We start from the raw sequence: 21,783 nt of genomic DNA, 5'->3' as shown, positions 1-21,783 counted from the left end.
AGGGAAGGTAGTATGAAAGGATAGTCCTATGTAAGATCAAATTCTTTATTTTATCCAACAGTTCCTGAATGGCTTAACGTTAGGCAGCACTTATGCCTTGATCGCGATTGGCTACACGATGGTGTATGGCATCATCGGTATGATCAACTTTGCACATGGTGAAGTCTATATGATTGGCAGCTACGTGTCTTTCATTGTGATCGCGGGCTTGATGATGTTAGGTATTGATGTCGGTTGGATCCTGATTGCCGCTGCTTTTGTCGCCGCCATTGTGGTGTCAAGTTCCTATGGTTGGAGTATTGAGCGCGTTGCATACCGACCTGTTCGCCATTCTAAACGATTGATTGCACTGATCTCTGCGATCGGTATGTCAATTTTTCTCCAAAACTATGTCAGCCTATCACAAGGCTCACGTGATCTGGCACTACCGAGTCTGATTACGGGACAGTGGGTTTTAGGTGAAAGTGATGGCTTTGAAGCCACCATTACAAAAATGCAACTGACCATTTGGGTGGTGACGCTATTAGCGATGTTGGCACTGACTTTATTTATTCGCTATTCACGTATGGGAAGAGCTTGTCGTGCTTGCGCTGAAGATTTAAAAATGGCCAGTTTGTTAGGTATTAACACAGATCGTGTTATCTCATTAACCTTTGTCATTGGTGCCACGATGGCCGCGGTGGCAGGCGTATTACTCGGTCAATTTTATGGGGTTATTAATCCTTATATTGGTTTTATGGCGGGAATGAAAGCCTTTACTGCCGCAGTATTAGGTGGGATTGGTAGTATTCCTGGCGCTATGCTTGGTGGGTTAATTTTAGGTGTTGCTGAAGCAATGACCTCGGCTTATTTAAGCACCGAATATAAAGATGTTGTGTCATTTGGTTTATTGATTGGTGTGTTGTTGATCATGCCAACCGGCATTCTGGGACGCCCGGAGGTCGAAAAAGTATGAGAAAAGAAAATTGGATTAACGCCATTGTTGCTTCGGTGATGTTCTTTATTCTGGCCGTCTTTATGATGGGGCTACAATTAACCCTTGATGGTACAAAATTAGTCGTATCCAGTGGGGATTCTGTTCGTTGGAATTGGATCTTTGCGGGAATAGCGGTGATCTTTGTTTTTCAACTAATACGCCCATCATTAACGAGAGTGTGGCAGGGCGTTCCTAAAAAATCGTGGTCAATTCCTGACTTTGATGGTTCAACAACGAGGCAAAAAATCCTTGCGGTGGTGATTATTATTGCCGCAATTATTTGGCCTTTTATTGTGTCTCGGGGGAGCGTGGACATCGCCACACTGACATTAATTTATGTGATGTTAGGGCTGGGTTTGAACGTCGTTGTAGGGCTATCTGGGCTATTGGTTTTAGGCTATGCAGGCTTCTATGCTATTGGAGCTTATACTTTTGCATTGCTTAATCATTACTATGGTTTTGGTTTTTGGGAAAGTTTGCCAATTGCTGGTCTTACGGCGGCTTTAGCCGGTTTTTTATTGGGTTTTCCTGTATTAAGGTTACGAGGAGACTATTTAGCGATTGTGACCTTAGGGTTTGGTGAAATTGTGCGTATTTTATTGCTCAATAACACGGAAATTACAGGGGGGCCAAATGGTATTAGCCAGCTACCGAAACCCACCTTTTTTGGTCTAGAGTTTAGCCGTTCAGCAAAAGAAGGTTGGGATACCTTCCATAACTTCTTTGGTATTGACTATAGCGCCGGCGATAGGATTATTTTCCTCTATTTTGTTGCGTTACTTTTAGTGGTATTGACGTTATTTGTCATTAATCGATTATTACGTATGCCATTAGGACGCGCTTGGGAAGCTTTAAGAGAAGATGAAATTGCTTGTCGTTCTCTCGGTTTATCACCAACGAAAATTAAGTTAACTGCATTTACAATTAGTGCGGCTTTTGCGGGATTTGCGGGAACATTATTTGCTGCACGACAAGGCTTTATTAGTCCGGAGTCCTTTACCTTTGTGGAGTCAGCCTTCGTATTAGCGATTGTCGTACTTGGTGGCATGGGATCGCAAACATCGGTGATATTAGCAGCAATTATACTGGTTGTTTCTCGTGAGATGATGCGAGATTTGAATGCTTACAGCATGCTGCTGTTGGGGGCATTAATGGTGCTAATAACCAAGGCGAAATAGTCTCTTTAATTGGTCCTAATGGGGCGGGTAAAACAACGATTTTTAATTGTTTAACGGGTTTTTATAAACCGACCAGTGGGGCAATTTTATATCGTGAAAAGCATTTAGAAGGCTTATCGGGTCAGGCTATTGCGCGTCTAGGCGTCATTCGAACGTTCCAACATGTGCGTTTATTTAAAGAGATGACGGTGATTGAGAACCTTTTGGTGGCTCAACATCAACATTTAAAAAGCGGTATTTTTTCTGGCTTGCTGAAAACCCCTGCATTTCGCCGAGCTGAATCAGAAGCGATTGATAATGCAGTCAAATGGTTGGAACGAGTCGACCTATTGCCATTTGCAAATCGTCAAGCGGGGAACTTAGCTTATGGGCAGCAACGCCGGTTAGAAATAGCACGTTGTATGGTGACGCGACCTGAAATTTTAATGTTGGATGAGCCTGCCGCGGGCTTAAACCCAAAAGAAACGAATGATCTTGATGAGCTGATCGCTGAATTACGTTCTCATTATCAAGTGTCTATTTTGTTGATTGAACATGATATGAAGTTAGTGATGGGGATTTCAGATCGCATTTATGTTGTCAATCAAGGTACACCTTTGGCCGACGGCACGCCTGATCAAATTCGTCAGCACCCTGATGTGATTAAAGCTTATCTGGGGGAGGCTTACTAATGTTAGAATTTAAACAAGTTTCTGCCCACTATGGAAAAATACAAGCATTACATCAAGTCAGCTTGAATATTCAAAAAGGGGAAATTGTCACACTCATTGGAGCAAATGGGGCTGGTAAAACCACATTGTTAAGTACGTTATGTGGTGATCCGCGGGCTTCTGAAGGGAAAATTCTTTACCGAGACGTGGATATTACTCAACTACCAACCGCTAAAATTATGCGCGAGGATATCGCATTAGTGCCTGAAGGGCGTCGTGTATTTTCACGAATGACTGTCGAAGAAAATTTGGCTATGGGCGGCTTTTTTGCGAATAGGCAGCAATACCAAGAGCGTATTGAACGTGTTTATACGTTGTTTCCTCGCTTGCATGAGCGGCGTAGTCAACGTTCTGGCACAATGTCTGGTGGTGAACAGCAAATGTTAGCCATCGGTCGTGCTTTGATGAGCCAACCGGAATTATTGCTTCTTGATGAGCCTTCCCTTGGCTTAGCCCCAATTATTATTATGCAAATTTTTGATACTATTTTGCAGTTACGTGAAGAGGGCATGACTATCTTTCTTGTCGAGCAAAATGCAAATCAGGCACTAAAGCTAGCAGATCGCGGGTATGTGCTTGAGAATGGACGTATTGTGCTGGAAGATAGCGGCAAAGCTTTACTTGCTAATGAAGCCGTACGTAATGCCTATTTAGGCGGATAACGACAATGAGACGTCGGTGTGATTGAGATAACCGACGTCTTCCCCAGCGAGGCACAATAATTGATAAGATACGGTTGATGAGTCTTATTTTTAATTAACGTTTAATGTTGACCGTTAATGGGGCATTAACATACTTCATGATAAATTGATTTTTCTTTTTATACAGAGTAATAACACTCGCTGTTGACGTTTTTATTTTGATATTTGAATACGATTGCTTATTTTTAATATTGATGAGTTCAAAGCATTTATTACTGGTCACTTGATAGGTCGTTTCATAAATATCCGCTAACTTTTGTTTGAGTAATAAAACAGAACCATTATTAAGATCCCTTAATAAGAGATGATCGACTAGCACCTTAACGGGCATTTCTTGTAATTTATTTTGGTCTTCAAGCACTCGGTATGTTTGGATAATATTCTCTACATCCATGTCTAATATTGAAGAGAGATTTCTTAATCCTTGAAAACCAAACTCACTATCGATAGCGTTAGATGAGGCGACTTTCCCTATGTTTATCTCATGATTATTCACTCCATCTAGGCAGAGTAGTTTATATTGAGATTTATCAATAATGAGTTTATCCAGTGTCTTTCGCAGATCGTCTTGATAAGTTTGCTCAATAAATTTCATAATAGGTAATGTGTTGCTGGAAAAACGATTGGCAACATCTTGTGATGTTGTGAGTCTAATTGTTTGATTTTTATCAGTAATATAATTTAAGCGAAATCGCTGAATATCGCTTACGAATGAAATGGGTGGTTTTTCATTGATTTTAAAAGATATTATTTTAAATGAGTAGTTTTCTGGTTTTATGGTGTATCGATAGTTTTCAGACCGACACAATGCAGAAATAGATTGGCTAGAGAGGGTTCGGTGTTGTTGTGTTTCTACCGCCTGAGTGATATGGCTAAAATAGCTTGCTGGTGGATAAAATATTTCATTGAGATGGGGGATATGTTGTTGTGGCTTCTTTTTAAAAAAAGGGAAGCTAAATAAATTTTGTGCAGTGATCTTAGATATTTTTCTAGGCTCAACAGCTCTATTGTTTAACGTTGTAATATCCATGACTGCTTTATTTGAAACTCTCACTGAGGCTATTCCTTTATGATTAATGCTATTTTATTAAAAGGTGTTATTGATGACTTTTTATTGAATGATTAATGGCCTTAATTTATTTTTCAGAGTTTAGGTTTTATATTATTTACTATTTATTAAATTAGAAATAATTGTAATCTTTTTGAATAAACTGATATTGCAAAAAATAATGAAACTCAATCAATTTTCCATTGATTGAGAGAATGGTCGTGTTTAGAAATAGAGTTGCCATGCTAGTGACAGCTTGTTGTGAGCCAGTAATGTGAAGCACTTCGCATTTCAGCTATTTGTTTATGTCTAGAGAAGTGTTCAATTGTCTATACATTTTGTTGTGAATAAATAGCGAGTTAACCTTTGTTGTATAGTTGTTCATCCTCTTTCTATCTAATCTTTATACAAAAATTCAAATTTAAATGTATATACTTTGTGAATTAAATGTATATATATTTAAAGGCAAGTCGAAGACGAATCCTCCGGAGTGGATAAAAACCAGCACTGAAAATACCACTAACAATTTGATTGTATGCGTTTTTTATCCAAAAGGGATTTTTACGTGATAAGTAATGACTCATTATAAATATCATTTATTGTTGTAAAAATGTTAAGTAAAATAAAGAAATAGAGGATACAGCAATGCTAAACCGTACTGACTCTACACGTGTTATCCGCGCTCCACGTGGCAGCGAGAAAACTTGTAAAAGCTGGCTCACTGAAGCCGTGTACCGCATGATCCAAAACAACTTAGATCCTGATGTGGCTGAACATCCACAAAGCTTAGTCGTGTACGGTGGAATTGGTCGCGCAGCTCGTGATTGGGAATGTTATGACAAAATTTTAGAGGTATTAAAAACACTCGAAGATGATCAAACTTTACTTGTGCAATCCGGCAAACCTGTTGGTGTTTTTCCAACTCATCCGGATGCACCTCGTGTATTAATTGCTAACTCAAATATTGTCCCTCATTGGGCAAATTGGGAATATTTCAATGAGCTAGATAAAAAAGGTTTGATGATGTACGGTCAAATGACCGCGGGTTCTTGGATCTATATAGGTTCACAAGGCATTGTTCAAGGTACCTATGAAACCTTTGTTTCTTTAGCTAAACAGCATTTTAAGGGTAACCCTGCGGGTCGTTGGATCCTGACCGGTGGTCTCGGGGGAATGGGGGGCGCTCAACCTTTAGCAGCGACAATGGCAGGTTTTAGCATGATTGCCGTTGAATGTGATGAAAGTCGTATCGATTTTCGCCTAAGAACTCGATATGTCGATAAAAAAGCCACATCCCTGGATGAGGCATTGCAATATATTGAACAAGCCAAAAATGACGGCAAGCCTGTTTCTGTCGGTTTATTAGGAAATGCAGCCGATGTCTATAGCGAATTAGTTAAACGTAACATTATTCCTGACTCTGTTACCGACCAAACGAGTGCACATGACCCTGTTCATGGTTATTTACCTCAAGGCTGGACATTAACACAGTGGCGTGAGAAGCAAAAAACAGCACCGGCTGAAGTCACGAAAGCGGCTAAGAAAAGTATGGCGGTACAGGTTGATGCGATGTTAACCATGCAAAAACGCGGCTCAGCGGCATTTGACTATGGGAATAACATTCGTCAAATGGCTAAAGATGAAGGTATCAGTAATGCCTTTGATTTTCCGGGCTTTGTTCCGGCTTATATTCGCCCTCTATTCTGTGAAGGCATCGGGCCATTCCGCTGGGTTGCTTTATCTGGCGATCCTGAAGATATCTATAAAACAGATCAAAAAGTAAAAGAGTTAATTCCTGACGATAAGCATCTGCATAATTGGCTGGATATGGCTCGTGAACGCATTGCATTTCAAGGTTTGCCAGCACGTATTTGTTGGGTTGGTTTAAAAGATCGTGAAAGACTCGGTCGTGCGTTTAATGAAATGGTAAAAAATGGTGAGTTGAAAGGGCCTATTGTCATTGGCCGTGATCACTTGGATTCAGGCTCTGTGGCAAGTCCACACCGCGAAACAGAATCAATGAAAGATGGCTCGGATGCGGTCTCTGATTGGCCTCTATTAAATGCGTTATTGAATACCGCGGGAGGCGCAACATGGGTCAGCCTGCATCATGGTGGTGGTGTAGGAATGGGCTTTTCCCAACATGCTGGTGTGGTCATTGTTTGTGATGGGACAGATGCCGCAGACAAACGTCTGGCTCGTGTTTTACATAACGACCCTGCGACTGGGGTGATGCGTCATGCTGATGCGGGTTATGACATTGCCATTAACTGCGCAAAACAGCAAGGGCTGAACTTACCGATGGTCAAGTAGCGCTTTTGGCCAGCCTTATTTGAGGCTGGCTCGTTTTATAAGGATATCAGTATGAAAATGGTGTCAACACAAAAAAGAGCAGGGCCATTATCAGGGATCAAAGTGATCGATCTCAGTCGTGTGCTTGCAGGGCCTTATTGTACAGGCATGATGGCTGACCTAGGTGCTGAAGTGATCAAAATAGAAGTGCCTGACCATGGTGATGACAGTCGTCATTTAGGTCCCTTTATTGAGGGTGAAAGTGTTTATTACGGGCTGATCAATCGAGGAAAGCGCAGTATTGAGCTTGATCTTAAATCCGAAAACGACCTAGAGATCTTATATCAACTCGTGAAAGAGAGTGATGTGGTCGTCGAAAATTTTCGACCGGGTGTTACGGCAAGATTGGGAATTGATTTTGACAGTTTGAAACAGCATAACCCTAGACTTATCTATGCTAGCATATCTGGCTTTGGGCAAGATAGTCCACTTGCCAACTATCCTGCTTATGACATTGTTGCACAAGCAATGTCAGGATTAATGAGTGTAACGGGGTTTCCTGAAACAGGCCCAACACGTAGTGGGGAGTCGATAGGGGATGTCTGTGCTGGCATTTTTGCTGCTTGGGCGATCAGCAGCGCCTTGTTTGCGCGAGAAGCTCACCAAGAACATGCTCAATATATTGATGTTGCGATGGTCGATGTGCTGTTGAGTATGCAGCTGACAGGACTATCAAATCTATTTGCACACGGTCAAGCGCCGGGCTTAGTGGGAAATCGTCATCCTGTTTCAACACCTTTTGATACCTATCAAGCACGAGATGGGCAAGTTGTTATTGCTATTGCCAGTGAAAAGCTTTTCCAACGTTTCTGTGAGTGTATGGGGCGGCCTGAACTACGCAATGATCTTCGCTATAAAGATGATCCAACGCGAACCCTTTACCACGCGGATCTTAGAAAAGAAATCGAACATTGGACATCACAAAAAACGGTTGAAGAAGTGTGTGAGCAACTGCTAAACGCAGGGGTGCCTGCTTCACCGATCCAAAATTTGCAGCAAGCGACACAAAGCGAACATGCAAAGGCTCGTCAAGTTCTCACTTACCTTGATGATGGTGGAACCCCGTTAGTATCTCAACCTGTTTTCTTTAATGGTAGCAAACCGCGAGCCATGCAAAGAGCACCTCGCTTGGGCGAAGCCAATCATGCTTATAAATCAGCCAATATAACAATTAAAAATGCGGAGGCAATACAATGAGCTTTCAAATAGATGAGACAGAACAAGCAATTGTCGATGCTGTTGAAAAGGTTTGTCGTGACATTCTGCAAGTGAATGCACAACGTTATGATGAGACAGAAACTTTTTGTGCGGAAAGTTTGGCTGCTCTAGGGGAGATGGGATGTTGGGGGATCAATTTACCTGAGCAATATGGCGGGTTCGGCATTGGTAGTATTGCGATGAGTATGATCGTCGAAGCCGTAGCGGCCGCTTGCGCATCAACTTCATCCGCGTTAACGGCTCATTTCCTTGCAACAGATTCGATCCTAATAGGGGGTACCGAGGAGCAAAAGCAGTATTGGTTACCTAAAGCGGCAAGTGGTGAGATGTTAGGCGCTTTTGGTCTGACAGAACCCGCAGCAGGATCAAATCCAGCAGATATGCGCACTGTCGCTACCCGAGAAAATGGAGGCTGGCGAATTCGCGGAAATAAACATTATATTACCAATGCTAAAGAAGCTGATTTTATTGTCTTATATGCCAAAACAAACCCAGAAGCCGGTGCCCGTGGTATCAGTGCATTTATGATCCCTAAAGGTACTGAGGGTGTTGAGTTTTCTTCCCCAGAAAAAACCATGGGGCTACGTGGAAGTACAATCTATGAGCTTGCATTGAACTGCTGGTTGCCTGAGTCGGCCCTATTAGGCGAAGAAAATAAAGGCTTCCATACTGCCATGGAAGTCTTAGATAAAGGGCGTGTTGAAGTGGCAGCCACGTCATTAGGGATCGCTCGTGCAGCGATGGAATGTGCTTTAAATTGGGTTAAAGAACGTCAAATCGGTAAAAAGCCATTAGCGGCTTATCAAGGCACCCAGTGGCGTCTTGCAGATATGCACACACAGTTAGAAGCAGCGCGTATGCTGACTTGGCATGCGGCAGAGTGCCGTGACTCAGGAGAGCGTTTTAGTTTGCAATCCGCAACAGCAAAATTATTTGCCGCGGAGTGCGCTGGCTTTGTGACCGATGCGGCATTACAGCTGCATGGTGGCTACGGTTATATTCGTGATTTACCTTTAGAACGTTATGTACGTGATGCACGCATTTTACGAATTTTTGAAGGCACTTCAGAAATTCAAAAGATCATTATTTCGCGAGCGGTTTTAGATTCGGTTTAATCGTGAAAGATGAATACGCTGGTGGATGGACAGGATCCACCAGTAATGAGTAAAAACTGCAATAGGATGAACGACCTGATAACAGGATCATGGAATTAAAAACACAACAACAACCAGGTTTAAGAATGTATTTCAATTTTTAATGGCGGGCTGTTTATAAAAACATAATAACGTCCGACTTAGAGTCTAATGGCTGTACCCTACAACAACCATTATGACAAATTGGTTCATTCTTTAAGCCAGCCTTGCTTAAAGAGGAGTTACCATGACAGTTTCAAACGACATAACCGCAGACAAAAAACATCGGCAGGATAATGTTCCTTTAATCGAAGCACGATCAATAGACTATATTCCTGAGTCGGAACGCCACGGGACATTATCGAGCCAATTTACCCTTTGGTTCGGTGCCAACTTACAAATTACGGCTATCGTGACAGGGGCATTGGCTGTCGTGTTAGGAGGTGATGTATTTTGGTCATTAATTGGTTTATTTATTGGCCAATTGTTGGGGGGAGCTGTTATGGCATTGCATGCCGTGCAAGGGCCAAAACTCGGACTGCCACAAATGATCTCAAGTCGTGTTCAGTTTGGTGTATATGGTGCGGTGATCCCAATACTGTTAGTGTGCATGATGTACGTCGGTTTCTCTGCTAGTGGTACCGTATTGGCAGGGCAAGCTGTTGGGCAATTACTGAATGTCAGTGATTGGGTAGGAATTTTGATCTTTGGTGCCGTGATCATCGCAATCACGATCTGTGGTTATCGAATCATTCACATGTTAGGTAAAGCGGCGAGTGTGATTGGTGTGATCGCCTTCTTCTACCTATTCTTCCGCTTATTCTATATGAATGATGTGTCGGTTTTATTGGAAAATCGCCATTTCAGTTGGACTAACTTCTTACTCGCGATGTCTTTGTCGGCATCATGGCAAATTGCATTTGGTCCTTATGTTGCGGACTACTCACGTTATCTACCGACAAAAACACCAACCATTAAAGCATTTTTAGCGGTAGGTTCGGGAACGGTTATTGGAACTCAAGCATCAATGATCTTAGGGGTCTTTGCGGCGGCCCTAGCAGGTAATGCATTTGCGGGTCATGAAGTTGCCTATATTGTTGGTCTTGGTAGTACTGGACTGATCGCAGCATTACTCTATATCAGTATTTTCTTTGGTAAGGTGACGATCACTGCACTTAATGCATATGGCAGTTTTATGTCAATGGCGGCTATTTTCTGTGGCTTCCGTGGTAAGCAGCAAATTTCTCGTGGTCAAAGGTTGTTTTTCATCATCTTGATGGTGAGTTTTTCGACGGTTCTCGGTCTTGCTGGACAACACTCGTTCTTAAAACTATTTTCAGCCTTCTTACTGTTTTTACTCGCATTCTTTACACCATGGAGTGCAATCAATCTTGTGGATTACTACTGGGTAACGAAAGGACGTTATGACGTCCCTGAATTATCAAATCCTAATGGTCGTTATGGGCGTTGGAATAAAGTGGGCATTATTACCTATGTGATTGGCGTCCTCATTCAACTGCCTTTTATTGCAACCGGTTTCTATACAGGGCCTTTGGTTGAGCAACTGGGGGGCGTTGATATCTCATGGATTGTTGGCTTAGTGGCTACCAGTATTATTTACTATGCAGCAATTAAAATATGGCCAATGTCAGTAGCGGACAGATTGATACTGCCATCATCAAATGCATAACCCATAGCAAATAAATATAAGTAACAAATAACGTTAAAACAAAAATAAGCGGGAATATTAGCAGTGAAATAATCACTGCTAAGGATCCGCTCAGCCTGAAAAACATCTTCTGGCAGAGAGTAATTAGGAGTCTTTATGAAAATTGTAGTGGCTGTTAAAAGAGTTATTGATCACAACGTTAAAGTTCGTGTGAAAGCGGATGGCTCCGGTGTGGAATTAGCGAATGTCAAAATGGCGATTAATCCTTTCGATGAAATTGCAGTTGAAGAAGCTGTCCGCCTGAAAGAAGCTGGTAAAGTGAATGAAATTGTTGTGGTATCAATAGGGGATAACAGCGCCCAAGAAACGTTGCGTAGTGCGATGGCAATCGGAGCTGATCGCGCAATTTTAATGCAAAGACCTCATGATTTAGTGCTAGAACCTCTCGATATTGCTCGTTTATTGCAGCAAGTGGTCATCGCTGAACAGCCTGATTTAATTCTGCTCGGTAAACAGGCGATTGATAATGATTGTAATCAAACAGGGCAAATGCTAGCGGCATTACTTAAATGCGCGCAAGCAACCTTTGCGTCTTCCATTGAAGTTGAAGGCTCATCATTACAGGTCACACGTGAAATTGATGGTGGTTTAGAGACGCTGTCTTTACCGCTACCTGCGGTCGTAACAACCGATTTACGTTTGAATGAACCTCGCTATGCAACACTGCCTAATATTATGAAAGCGAAGAAAAAGCCGCTTGAAATACAAGACATCTCTGAAATGAATTTTACCCCATTAGGGCAGGTAAAAATATTGACCGTGACTGAACCGAAAAAGCGATCAGGCCAGTGCACATTGTTTAATGATGTCAATGCATTAGTCAGTGAATTACAAGCAAAAGAAGTCATTTAATCGGGGGAATCATCATGAGCCAATTATCCATATTAGTTATGGTTGAACACGATAACCAAACAATTAAATCTTCAACGTACCATAGTGTGACTGCCGCAAAACAGATGTTATCAGGGCAAGGACAGCTGCATCTGCTTGTTGCAGGACATCAATGTAAGCAGGTGGCAGAGCAAGCGGCAACGATCGCGGGTGTTGAAAACGTGATCCTCATAGATAACAGTGAGCTCGCTCACCCGCTTGCTGAAACTGTGACTGATGCCGTGATTGCGGTTGCTGAAAATTATAGCCATTTAGTATTTCCTGCCACAACCTACGGTAAAAATATCGCTCCACGTGTTGCAGCAACGTTAGGCGTTGCACAAATCTCTGACATTACTGAAGTGATTAATGCACAGACTTTTGTGCGTCCTATTTATGCAGGTAACGCATTAGCAACGGTACAAAATAATGGTCAGCAAGTTGTATTAACAATCCGTAGTTCCGCTTTTTCTGGTACGACTGAAACGCAAAGTCCAGCTGCCATTGAAGAATGCACTGTTAATCATTTTAGTCCGTTATCTCAATTAAAAAGCCAATCATTAACGCAAATGAGCCGCGCTGAATTGAGCTCAGCTAAGGTCGTGATATCAGGCGGTAGAGGCTTAAATTCGAGTGAAAACTTTGCGCTGCTTGAAACTATCGCTGATAAGCTTGGGGCCGCGGTTGGTGCATCGAGAGCTGCCGTTGATGCAGGTTATGTACCGAATGATTATCAAGTTGGGCAAACAGGTAAGATCGTTGCGCCCGATCTCTATATTGCGGTAGGAATATCAGGTGCGATCCAGCACATAGCAGGTATGAAAGAGAGCAAAGTGATCGTGGCGATAAATCGCGATCCAGAAGCACCGATTTTCCAAGTTGCTGATTATGGCATTGTGGGTGATCTATTCGAGATCTTACCTGAATTTGATAAAGCGTTGGCTTAAAGGGGGGATCATGGCTATCGACAATAGTGTCAATGTAAGTGAGGCTCCCGAGCGGGAATCGATGGAGTTTGATGTCCTGATTGTCGGTGGTGGGCCAGCAGGATTATCCGCTGCAATTCGTCTAAAGCAACTTGCGGCAGAGAAAAACAAAGAGTTATCTGTTTGTTTAATTGATAAAGGTGCTGAAATAGGGGCTCATATCTTATCAGGTGCGGTTATTGATCCACGAGCTTTGAATGAATTATTACCGAATTGGCAGCAGATGCTGCCAAGTGAGCTGACAACCGTAACAGAAGACCGCTTTTTGTTATTAAAAGAACAGAAAGCGAGCCGGTTACCACTGGCTTTATTGCCCGCTAGCTTAAAAAATAGTGGGAATTTAATTGGTAGCCTTGGGCAAGTGTGTGCGGCATTAGCCTCACAAGCAGAGCAGCTTGGCGTCGACGTATTTGCAGGCTTTGCGGCAACGGAAATACTCTACGATGATGAAGGCACCGTTATTGGTATAACAACCGGGGATATGGGGCTTGATAAATCAGGCAACCCCACTTCACTGTATCAGCCCGGTATGAACTTATTGGCTAAAATGACCTTTTTTGCCGAAGGTTGTCGAGGCCAATTAGGTAAGCAACTTATAGAACGTTTTGATTTAGACAGTGGACGTGGAAAGCAAACTTATGGGTTAGGATTAAAAGAAATTTGGCAAATTCCTAAACCACAACATCAAGCAGGCTTGGTTGTTCACTCAATTGGTTGGCCTTTAGATAACAGTACGTACGGTGGTGGCTTTGCTTACCATTATGGTGAAAACCTCGTTGCTATTGGCTTAGTTGTAGGCCTTAATTATGAAAATCCTTATTTATCACCTTTTGATGAATTTCAACGACTCAAAACGCATCCATCACTCAGTGCTTTTTTAAAAGGTGGTAAACGCATTAGCTACGGTGCGCGCACGTTAGTGGCTGGAGGATTGGCAGCATTACCAGAATTGAGTTTTCCAGGTGGAGCATTAATAGGGGATGATGCCGGTTTTTTAAATGCAGCACGGATCAAGGGAAGCCATTGTGCAGTGAAAAGCGGTGCGCTTGCTGCGGAAGCATTGTTTGAATCAATGAATGATGATGTGATTGATTATGCAAGGTTTAAAACAGAGTATCGTCAAAAATTCGAGCGTAGCTGGCTGTATCGAGAATTACATCAAACACGTAATTTCAAACCTTATATGAAAAAAGGCTTGTATTTAGGCTCCTTATTATTTGGTGCTGAACAGCTTTTACTAAAGGGGCGAACCCCTTGGACTCTTAAATTAAAACAGGCCGACCATGAATGTTTACAGGAAGCTCATAATTTTCAGCCAATAGATTATCCAAAGCCGGATGGTGTGCTGACCTTTGATAAGCCATCGTCGGTCTTTTTGTCGAATACAAATCATGAGGAAGACCAGCCTTGTCATCTGAAATTAAAAGATAATCATGTACCGACAAAGATGAATTTACCTAAATATGCAGCTCCTGAGACGCGTTATTGTCCCGCTGGAGTGTATGAAATTGTGAGTATTGAAGACCAGCCTAAGTTGCAGATTAATGCGCAGAACTGCCTACATTGTAAGGCTTGCGACATTAAAGACCCAACACAAAATATTTGTTGGACAGCTCCACAAGGGGGAGAAGGGCCAATTTACCAAGGTATGTAATTTAAATTTGTTGTGATGTATTCCTGTTCAATAAGTAACAGGTGTTAGTTGTGCTTGTTTTATCAGTCGCTTTGGGGCATATAGATTTGCCCCATTTTTTTTGATCAAATTAAGGTGTATCAATACGTGAATGCAGCTTTAATTTATAACGCGAGCCGGCAGTTATCATATGGACATAGCTGATTAATGTGGAACCCGTCCACGTACGGCGGCTAAGCTGTAAGCACGGTGAGCCTTCTTTAATTGATAAAGATTGTGCAATCGCTTTAGTCGCTAATGCGGCCTCAATGGTATGTTCCATCTCACTGACAGGAAAATTTCGTTGTAAGTAGCCGCTCGGCGTTTCAGTATCACCAAAGTGTTGTTTCACAAAATCAGGTGCGAGGGCATGATTTACATAGCGTTCTTCAAGCATCAGTGGAATATCATTTTCAAAATGTAATACCTTACAATAGCTTATATCACTGCCTTCCATCACGCCGAGCTGTAAAGCAATTTCAGCCGAAGCGGCAATGACTTTGAGTTGCAATTGATGACCACTATATTTATTACCGCTTAATGAAATTTCATCGAAAATATCAAATGCTTTTGTGACAGGCAGCTCGTGTTTCTGCGAGGCGACAAAGGTTCCCTTACCAGCAATGCGATTCAGTATGCCTTTTTGGCTCAGTTCCGAAATGGCCTTATTCACTGTCATGCGGCTCACATTAAATTGTGCGCACAGTTCTAGTTCTGTGGGTATCTGTGTTTCAGGCTTAAAAATACCTAAATCAATACTACGCAGAATATAAGATTGAATTTGCTTGTATGCTGGTTGTGAAGTCATCGTGATTATTTAATCGATCATAGAGTTTTGGGAGAGTCCGCTCATTTTCCGTTTTACCGCACCAAATCGACGGTTTGTTCAAGTTTAACAGTAAAAACTTTCTTTGCTAGCCACCCTTGCCGGTTATGTCGAAAAATATCATTGATTGTGATTTTTTGGCGTGTTACGGATGTTAGCCTGTAATTATCTGAATTCTAATATTAAAGCCTAATTCTTATTGGGAGCATAATCTTTTTTGACTAAGATAGTTAAATTCTAATAAACAAGATAGGCACAGCAAATGGGTGTTCAATATTTTAATGTCACTTTATCTCAGTGTGATTATCAAAAAGTTATTCCGACAGGAATGGTTCGATTGATAGCGTCTGACCTCGTCTTCTTTTTTAATCTTGCAGATTTTAAACACGGTGAGGTTTTTTTAAAAAAACTCGAACAAGGTGATGAACTGGTGATCTGTGCTGAAAGATTAAATGATGGGAGTTATTGGATTAATTGGGTGTTTCATCAAACAAAGGGGCGGTTGGAGCCTGATAGAGAGGTTGGCTTTCATCGAGGAATGTTAAAATCACTTTTATGGGCGCTTGGATTATCCTCATTCTCAATATTAGCTTATTTTTGCTTTGCTTATGGTGAAGAGAGTTTTTGGCTCATTCTGTTGGGGTCATTGGCATGTCTTGCCGTATTTAGCGGTGTGGTTATGGTGGCTCTGGTTATAAAAGAGATCTGCTATATTATTAGCCCACGTAGAAAATGGATATTAAAAGCGTTAGATAAGGTTATTGCTGGGCAATATCAAATTACACCTGAAAACACACCACAAATTAATATATTAGGTACACGTAATCCTAAGATAAAACCAATGAAAGTTAAGGCTGTCCGTGAACCTAAAATGTCACAGGAGGATGAGCTTAATTTGACTCGCGGCAAAGTTAATTTAGTGGAATCATTTCAGAGTGCGATTATGAGATATCGAGGCCCTCAGGAAATTTGCAATATAACAATAATACAGATTGATAGAAAACAATTTACGGTAATAACACCAGTAAATGAACCTGTATTTAATAACCATAGCTTATTTATGGCTCAAGGCGATGACATTGAAGTCTACCATAAAAAATTACGTCAGGCTGAGAATGAAGAAATCGTTTTTGGTATTTTTAATCGGCAAGATCAGCTTGCTTACTCAATAAGTAGAGGGGGCTGGCCACCAGAACGTAGTTTTTATTATTTATTGTGGATATTCATGGTGGGAATGATCGCATTTTTTACCCTTATGGTTTTGTCGATGAATATCGCTGATATCTTGGAAAGAGGGGGATACTGGGATCGTTGGGATTGGCAATATATGATGGATAATGGCATTGAGTTTATTGGCATGGCATCCTCTATCTCATTAGGCATTGGCTTTTTGAGCGCTTTATGCATAACAATTTATTTTTCGGTGTCGCAACGTGGCCGAATACATTTTCAAACTCAATACTATTTACGTTATTTACGCTTAAAACGTGGAAAGTCAGGTTATGTTACTGAGGTACGTGTATGAACCCATTTCTCAGTAAGAATTTTATTATTATTACGTTAGCATTCATTATCTGTGTAATTTTAACCATCGCTTTTCATTTCCGAGGTAATGCACAAGGGTGGACATGGCAGGATAACCCCCAAGCGAATGCGATGGAAATTGCAGACTTTGATTGGTTAAAATCGTACCCTACAGAAACAGGAATGTTGATTATTGCGCAAAGTAGCCGCAATACAGCCTATTACTCTTCCTATAATCTACCTTACCATGACTATAATTATCAGGTGCTTTTTGCTGATGAGACAGGAATACATTATATAGATAAAGGGGATAACAGTTTTTATAATGCGGCCTGTGATAAAACGGAATGTGTACTGTTTTTTGACGATGGTCGTCGAGTTTTAAATTTATCTGATTATTCCATCACGAAGATGCAGCCTTGGCAGGATAAATATGGAGAACAATTTTCTACGTTAATTATGGGGAAAATACTGCATACACAAAATGATCAAACCTATTTATCCGTGAGTAATGAAGCTATTTTTAAAACGCTTGATAAAGGTAGCACATGGCAATATTTGGCTAATGTACGTGACTTAGTTAAGTCTTATTATCCAGAAGAAATTGCGGATAATTCTAACTTCTCATTTGCAACCCAAAACAATGAACTTATTATCTGGTATAGCTATGGTAACGACATGGGGTCACTTGAGATTACCCTTGATACTGATAAAGGAAAGGTCGTTGGACATAAATGGTTGCCGTTACGGATCAATGAAGTTGAACAATCACCAAATGGCAATATTTATGCGATTGCACAAGAGCCATCACGTAAGCTATTTTCATTGTTACAATTTAATGATAATGGTGAATTTTCCGTGATCACTGAAAATGGATACAACCATTTGCATAGTTTACATGTGAGTAATCAAACGGTGTTGTTAAATGAAGATTGGCGAGGTCAATGGGGATATTTACTGATGAACGTAACAGACGGTAATATAACTCATCGAGCTGAGCTTAGTGATTTCAATAGACTCTTCAATAATGTCGATAATACTTTTATTAAATTAGCGAATAGTTATTCTAATGATATTGAAATAAACAATGGCGGATTAGTGAAATACAGTGTGGCCAGATAGCCAATAAAAACGGGCAATCTAGCCCGTTTTGACTTATCAAATGAATGTAGAAAATAAAACCACCAATAAACTGATTGTCTTTTTAAGACGGAATAAGCCACAGCATGCTATCGTATACGAAGTGGCTCATGGGATCCCTCAAATATGGCTTCTAATGAATTGTAAGCTATGAGCAACAAAATTCTCTACTGGTGACCGAAGTGTTTAGGGATGTAAAGCGATTGTTTCGTTATTTCTTATCAGTATTTATGTTGCGTTAATACGACTCATTCCAGCAAACGTAACGAATAAGTTATTAATGTAGATGTTTTGTTTAAATATAATTTACCCGTAAATTAAGCCACTAATAAAAATCTAGCAGGGTTTTTGAGTTAATGAATATAGTTAAAAATCTCACTTAGTATAATGGCTATTTTTATTTAACTTAAGTTGTATTTTTTATATGAAATAGTCTTTCATCTAAATTTTTATATTTAAAAAGCTGTTATTAATCTGTGGTTTTTATTTTATTTTCATTATAAAACAATCGGTTAAATATTTTTTTATTTTTATTGAGTAAGTTTCAATAATCTCAATAGGATTGTGATATAGTTCATAATGTTGTTGGGTAAATGAAAAAGAGTGTGATGTATGTACAATATCATGACACTTGTGATTAAAATATCAGCTCGGTTGTTATATATATAATGTCAAATGTTGTACTAATCCTTAATTAAAGGAGAATAGTATGTCTTTGTTAAATGAACTGCTAATATCAAGGTGTTTCTTCTATATGAAGAAATGGTTCAATATGGATGTTTCTTTAGCTTTCTTTTTTCCTCATAAATAGTCCTTTCTTCTTTTCTCTCAATTATCGTTAGCTTATTCATAATAGGCACGAACCGCTATTTTGTTATTTAATGAAAAATTAAAGGTATTATCATGGCTAAAAGAATCGTAGAACCGTTCCGTATTAAAATGGTTGAAAATATTCGTATTCCATCTCGAGAAGAGCGGGAAGCTGCATTAAAAGAGGCAGGTTACAACCCGTTCTTATTACCCAGTAGCGCTGTTTATATCGATTTATTAACTGACTCAGGCACTAACGCAATGAGTGACCACCAGTGGGCAGCAATGATCACGGGTGATGAAGCATATGCAGGATCGCGTAACTATTACGATTTAAAAAATAAAGTTAAAGAGATGTTTGGCTATGATTATGCCATTCCTGCACACCAAGGACGTGGCGCTGAAAATATGTTATTTCCTGTATTGTTGAATGTTAAAAGGCAACAAGGAGGAGCCAAAAAGCCTGTATTTATTTCGAACTTCCATTTTGATACAACCGCAGCGCATGTGGAGTTAAACGGTTGTAAAGCGATTAATATTGTTACGGAAAAAGCCTATGACTCTGAAACCTATGATGACTGGAAAGGCAATTTTGATATTCAGAAGTTGAAAGATAATATAGCTCAGTATGGGGCTGAAAACGTAGTTGCTATTGTTTCAACCGTAACCTGTAATAGTGCGGGTGGTCAACCGGTTGCAATGTCAAATCTTAAAGAAGTGTATGAGATTGCAAAACAACACAATATTTTTGTCGTGATGGATTCGGCACGTTTCTGTGAAAATGCCTATTTTATTAAAGAGCGTGACCCAAAATATAAAAATGCAACGATAAAAGAAATTATATTTGATATGTACAAATACGCTGATGCGTTAACAATGTCAGCGAAGAAAGACCCGCTATTAAATATCGGTGGTTTAGTGGCGATTAAGAATGATGAAAATATATTTACTTTAGCAAGGCAACGTTGCGTACCAATGGAAGGGTTTGTCACTTATGGTGGCTTAGCGGGCCGTGATATGGCTGCCATGGTACAAGGGCTTGAAGAAGGTGCTAACGAAGAATATCTTCATTATCGTATCGGTCAAGTCAAATACCTAGGGGATCGGCTGCGTGAAGGAGGGATCCCGATTCAATATCCTACAGGTGGACATGCAGTATTTGTTGACTGTAAAAAATTGGTTCCGCAAATCCCAGGGGATCAATTCCCTGCACAAGCAGTTATCAATGCACTGTATCTTGAATCGGGGGTTCGTGCCGTTGAAATTGGCTCATTTTTATTAGGTCGAGATCCTGAAACAGGTAAACAAAAACATGCGGATATGGAGTTTATGCGTTTAACAATAGCAAGGCGCGTCTATACCAATGATCATATGGATTATATTGCGGATGCATTAATTGGTCTTAAAGATAAGTTTCCAACATTAAAAGGACTGGATTTTGAATATGAACCTCCAGTATTAAGGCATTTTACAGCGAGATTAAAACCAATCAAATAATAGGTAATAATTTGGAGATTCCCGTGCAACGCGGGAGTCTCCCCCCTTATTTCTCTAAGGTAAATACCATGAATAATTCTACAGCGAAGAAAGAACCCTCCATATTGGTAGGGGGCTTTGTGCTCGGTGGCGCTATGATAGGGGCAGGTATGTTTAGTTTGCCCACGATTATGGCAGGAGCATGGTTTATTAATTCAGTTGTTATTCTATTAGTTGTTTGTTTTTTTATGTTTCATTCGGGAATCTATATTCTTGAATGTATATCAAAATATGGTTCAGGGACTAATTATTTTTATATCTCCAAAGAGCTGTTACCTAAATGGGCTTGTTATATTGCCAATGCAGCCTTAATATTTGTATTATATATTTTAATTTATGCTTATATCTCTGCCGCGGGATCAGTCATTAAAGAGGCTGCATCGATATATGGATTTGATGTTAATTTAAGGCTAATATTTGTTATCTTTACTTTTATATTAGGTGCAAGTATTTGGTGGAGTGGTATTGGTGCTAGCCGTTTAACATCAATATTTTTATTAATTAAAATCATATTATTTATATTAGCATTCTCAGGGCTCTTTTTAATTGTTAAAACTGATTTATTATTAACCATTCCCTCTAAAGAAAGTCAGTTAACATTACTTCCCTTTATTTTTATCATTATTCCCTATGCAATCACTTCATTTGGTTATCATGGTAATGTATGTAGCCTATATAAGCTGTATCATGAAAATGAACGTAAGGTGGTCAAGAGCTGTATTATTGGGTGTTTGCTGGCATTGGTCCTGTATTTTTTATGGGTATTGGGTACGATGGGGAATCTGCCAAGACCGGAGTTTTTAACCATTATCAATAAAGGCGGTAATCTTGATGCCTTTATTGAATCGCTGTACTCCGTACTTAACAGCCAACATATTGCCACTTTCTTATTATGGTTTTCGATTAGTGCTGTATTCTGTTCATTCTTAGGTGTTGCGATAGGTTTATTTGACTATATATTGGCCTCTTTAAATTTCCAAGATAATAGTTCAGGGCGTATGAAATCGGCATTATTATGCTTTTTACCCCCATTGATACTCTGCATGTTATTCCCTAATGGGTTCTTAATTGCTATTGCTTATGCCGGAATGGCAGCCTGTATTTGGGCCATTATTTGTCCTGCGGTAATGGCTTTGAAAGCGCGAGAACGTTTCCCGAATTCAAGATTTAAAGTATGGGGAGGTAAAGGATTAATATATGCAGTGATTACTTTTGGAATTGTGGGCATTATTTGTCAATTACTCGCACAATTTAATTTATTACCAATATACCGCTAATTTTTAATTATACTTTTCACTCACTGTCAAAGGCACGGCAAGTTTTTCTGTGCCTTTTTTATGGGATGGAGGCGATAAATTAAAAATAACATATCGA

15 protein-coding genes and 2 pseudogenes are annotated in these 21,783 nt (G+C 40.3%); 15 read left to right on the top strand and 2 right to left on the bottom strand.

Annotation, left to right across the window (positions count from 1 at the left end; genetic code table 11):
* Positions 1-40: 40 nt before the first annotated feature.
* From livH to livF, 4 genes and pseudogenes are all read left to right on the top strand, one after another.
* On the top strand, positions 41-955 hold the full coding sequence (livH, locus tag P2E05_RS17185) for a high-affinity branched-chain amino acid ABC transporter permease LivH (protein WP_276123109.1): 915 nt from the start codon (positions 41-43) through the stop codon (positions 953-955).
* Positions 952-2,139, top strand: a pseudogene (locus P2E05_RS17180) (high-affinity branched-chain amino acid ABC transporter permease LivM); the annotation flags it as partial. The gene livH and the pseudogene P2E05_RS17180, both read left to right, overlap by 4 nt.
* A pseudogene (livG, locus tag P2E05_RS17175) lies at positions 2,139-2,825 on the top strand (high-affinity branched-chain amino acid ABC transporter ATP-binding protein LivG); the annotation flags it as partial. The pseudogenes P2E05_RS17180 and livG, both read left to right, overlap by 1 nt.
* Positions 2,825-3,526 carry a high-affinity branched-chain amino acid ABC transporter ATP-binding protein LivF gene (gene livF / locus P2E05_RS17170; RefSeq protein WP_154624092.1) on the top strand — a complete coding sequence of 234 codons (702 nt, stop codon included), beginning with the start codon at positions 2,825-2,827 and terminating at the stop codon, positions 3,524-3,526. The pseudogene livG and the gene livF, both read left to right, overlap by 1 nt.
* A 94-nt stretch (positions 3,527-3,620) precedes the next feature.
* Here the strand turns inward: livF and P2E05_RS17165 are convergent, their stop codons facing one another.
* A complete protein-coding gene (locus P2E05_RS17165) occupies positions 3,621-4,619 on the bottom strand; it encodes a hypothetical protein (RefSeq protein ID WP_272682889.1) in 999 nt (332 codons plus the stop codon).
* Positions 4,620-5,258: 639 nt separating this feature from the next.
* Here P2E05_RS17165 and hutU point away from each other — a divergent pair.
* The 7 genes from hutU (at position 5,259) to P2E05_RS17130 (ending at position 14,555) form a co-directional block, all read left to right on the top strand.
* Positions 5,259-6,926, top strand: a complete 1,668-nt coding sequence (gene hutU / locus P2E05_RS17160) for a urocanate hydratase (RefSeq protein WP_163863035.1) — start codon at positions 5,259-5,261, stop codon at positions 6,924-6,926.
* Positions 6,927-6,977: 51 nt separating this feature from the next.
* Complete coding sequence (locus P2E05_RS17155) at positions 6,978-8,162, top strand: CaiB/BaiF CoA transferase family protein (protein ID WP_272657261.1); 1,185 nt, start codon at positions 6,978-6,980, stop codon at positions 8,160-8,162.
* Positions 8,159-9,298, top strand: coding sequence for an acyl-CoA dehydrogenase family protein (locus P2E05_RS17150; protein WP_196713639.1), 1,140 nt, complete (start codon positions 8,159-8,161; stop codon positions 9,296-9,298). Before P2E05_RS17155 ends, P2E05_RS17150 begins: the two co-directional genes overlap by 4 nt.
* Positions 9,299-9,563: 265 nt before the next feature.
* The gene (locus tag P2E05_RS17145; protein ID WP_154623626.1) at positions 9,564-11,006 is read left to right on the top strand and encodes a purine-cytosine permease family protein; all 1,443 of its coding nucleotides are present in this window, start codon (positions 9,564-9,566) and stop codon (positions 11,004-11,006) included.
* Between the two features lie 135 nt (positions 11,007-11,141).
* Complete coding sequence (locus P2E05_RS17140) at positions 11,142-11,897, top strand: electron transfer flavoprotein subunit beta/FixA family protein (RefSeq protein ID WP_272578282.1); 756 nt, start codon at positions 11,142-11,144, stop codon at positions 11,895-11,897.
* Positions 11,898-11,911: 14 nt separating this feature from the next.
* Positions 11,912-12,862: an electron transfer flavoprotein subunit alpha/FixB family protein gene (locus P2E05_RS17135; RefSeq protein ID WP_154623628.1), complete on the top strand. Its 951-nt coding sequence runs from the start codon at positions 11,912-11,914 to the stop codon at positions 12,860-12,862.
* 10 nt (positions 12,863-12,872) lie between these two features.
* Positions 12,873-14,555: an electron transfer flavoprotein-ubiquinone oxidoreductase gene (locus P2E05_RS17130; RefSeq protein WP_272578281.1), complete on the top strand. Its 1,683-nt coding sequence runs from the start codon at positions 12,873-12,875 to the stop codon at positions 14,553-14,555.
* Positions 14,556-14,664: 109 nt separating this feature from the next.
* Here P2E05_RS17130 and P2E05_RS17125 read toward each other — a convergent pair whose 3' ends face one another.
* On the bottom strand, positions 14,665-15,381 hold the full coding sequence (locus P2E05_RS17125) for a UTRA domain-containing protein (RefSeq protein WP_154623630.1): 717 nt from the start codon (positions 15,379-15,381) through the stop codon (positions 14,665-14,667).
* Between the two features lie 280 nt (positions 15,382-15,661).
* Between P2E05_RS17125 and P2E05_RS17120 the strand changes: the two genes are divergently transcribed.
* The 4 genes from P2E05_RS17120 to P2E05_RS17105 all read left to right on the top strand — a co-directional run bounded on the left by P2E05_RS17120 (position 15,662) and on the right by P2E05_RS17105 (position 21,686).
* Positions 15,662-16,924 (top strand): hypothetical protein, encoded by a 1,263-nt coding sequence (locus P2E05_RS17120; RefSeq protein WP_163863028.1) that lies wholly within the window; start codon positions 15,662-15,664, stop codon positions 16,922-16,924.
* Positions 16,921-18,045, top strand: a complete 1,125-nt coding sequence (locus P2E05_RS17115) for a hypothetical protein (protein ID WP_154623632.1) — start codon at positions 16,921-16,923, stop codon at positions 18,043-18,045. Before P2E05_RS17120 ends, P2E05_RS17115 begins: the two co-directional genes overlap by 4 nt.
* Positions 18,046-18,966: 921 nt before the next feature.
* Positions 18,967-20,370, top strand: a complete 1,404-nt coding sequence (locus P2E05_RS17110) for a tryptophanase (RefSeq protein ID WP_154622102.1) — start codon at positions 18,967-18,969, stop codon at positions 20,368-20,370.
* 68 nt (positions 20,371-20,438) lie between these two features.
* A complete protein-coding gene (locus tag P2E05_RS17105; RefSeq protein WP_154635644.1) occupies positions 20,439-21,686 on the top strand; it encodes an aromatic amino acid transporter in 1,248 nt (415 codons plus the stop codon).
* The last annotated feature ends 97 nt before the right edge of the window (positions 21,687-21,783 follow it).

Origin of the sequence: Providencia stuartii (genome assembly GCF_029277985.1) — a bacterium.
Taxonomy (GTDB): domain Bacteria; phylum Pseudomonadota; class Gammaproteobacteria; order Enterobacterales; family Enterobacteriaceae; genus Providencia; species Providencia zhejiangensis.
Note: the sequence above shows the minus strand (reverse complement) of the source record. Positions and strands in the feature narration are given on the sequence as shown.

Bases quoted from the DNA above. Each gene is read 5' to 3' on its own strand.
- P2E05_RS17155 (WP_272657261.1), top strand. From the start codon at position 6,978: ATGAAAATGGTGTCAACACAAAAAAGAGCAGGGCCATTATCAGGGATC.
- P2E05_RS17115 (WP_154623632.1), top strand. From the start codon at position 16,921: ATGAACCCATTTCTCAGTAAGAATTTTATTATTATTACGTTAGCATTC.
- P2E05_RS17150 (WP_196713639.1), top strand. From the start codon at position 8,159: ATGAGCTTTCAAATAGATGAGACAGAACAAGCAATTGTCGATGCTGTT.
- livF (WP_154624092.1), top strand. From the start codon at position 2,825: ATGTTAGAATTTAAACAAGTTTCTGCCCACTATGGAAAAATACAAGCA.
- P2E05_RS17110 (WP_154622102.1), top strand. From the start codon at position 18,967: ATGGCTAAAAGAATCGTAGAACCGTTCCGTATTAAAATGGTTGAAAAT.
- P2E05_RS17130 (WP_272578281.1), top strand. From the start codon at position 12,873: ATGGCTATCGACAATAGTGTCAATGTAAGTGAGGCTCCCGAGCGGGAA.
- P2E05_RS17145 (WP_154623626.1), top strand. From the start codon at position 9,564: ATGACAGTTTCAAACGACATAACCGCAGACAAAAAACATCGGCAGGAT.
- P2E05_RS17105 (WP_154635644.1), top strand. From the start codon at position 20,439: ATGAATAATTCTACAGCGAAGAAAGAACCCTCCATATTGGTAGGGGGC.
- P2E05_RS17120 (WP_163863028.1), top strand. From the start codon at position 15,662: ATGGGTGTTCAATATTTTAATGTCACTTTATCTCAGTGTGATTATCAA.
- P2E05_RS17140 (WP_272578282.1), top strand. From the start codon at position 11,142: ATGAAAATTGTAGTGGCTGTTAAAAGAGTTATTGATCACAACGTTAAA.
- P2E05_RS17125 (WP_154623630.1), bottom strand. From the start codon at position 15,381: ATGACTTCACAACCAGCATACAAGCAAATTCAATCTTATATTCTGCGT.
- P2E05_RS17135 (WP_154623628.1), top strand. From the start codon at position 11,912: ATGAGCCAATTATCCATATTAGTTATGGTTGAACACGATAACCAAACA.
- hutU (WP_163863035.1), top strand. From the start codon at position 5,259: ATGCTAAACCGTACTGACTCTACACGTGTTATCCGCGCTCCACGTGGC.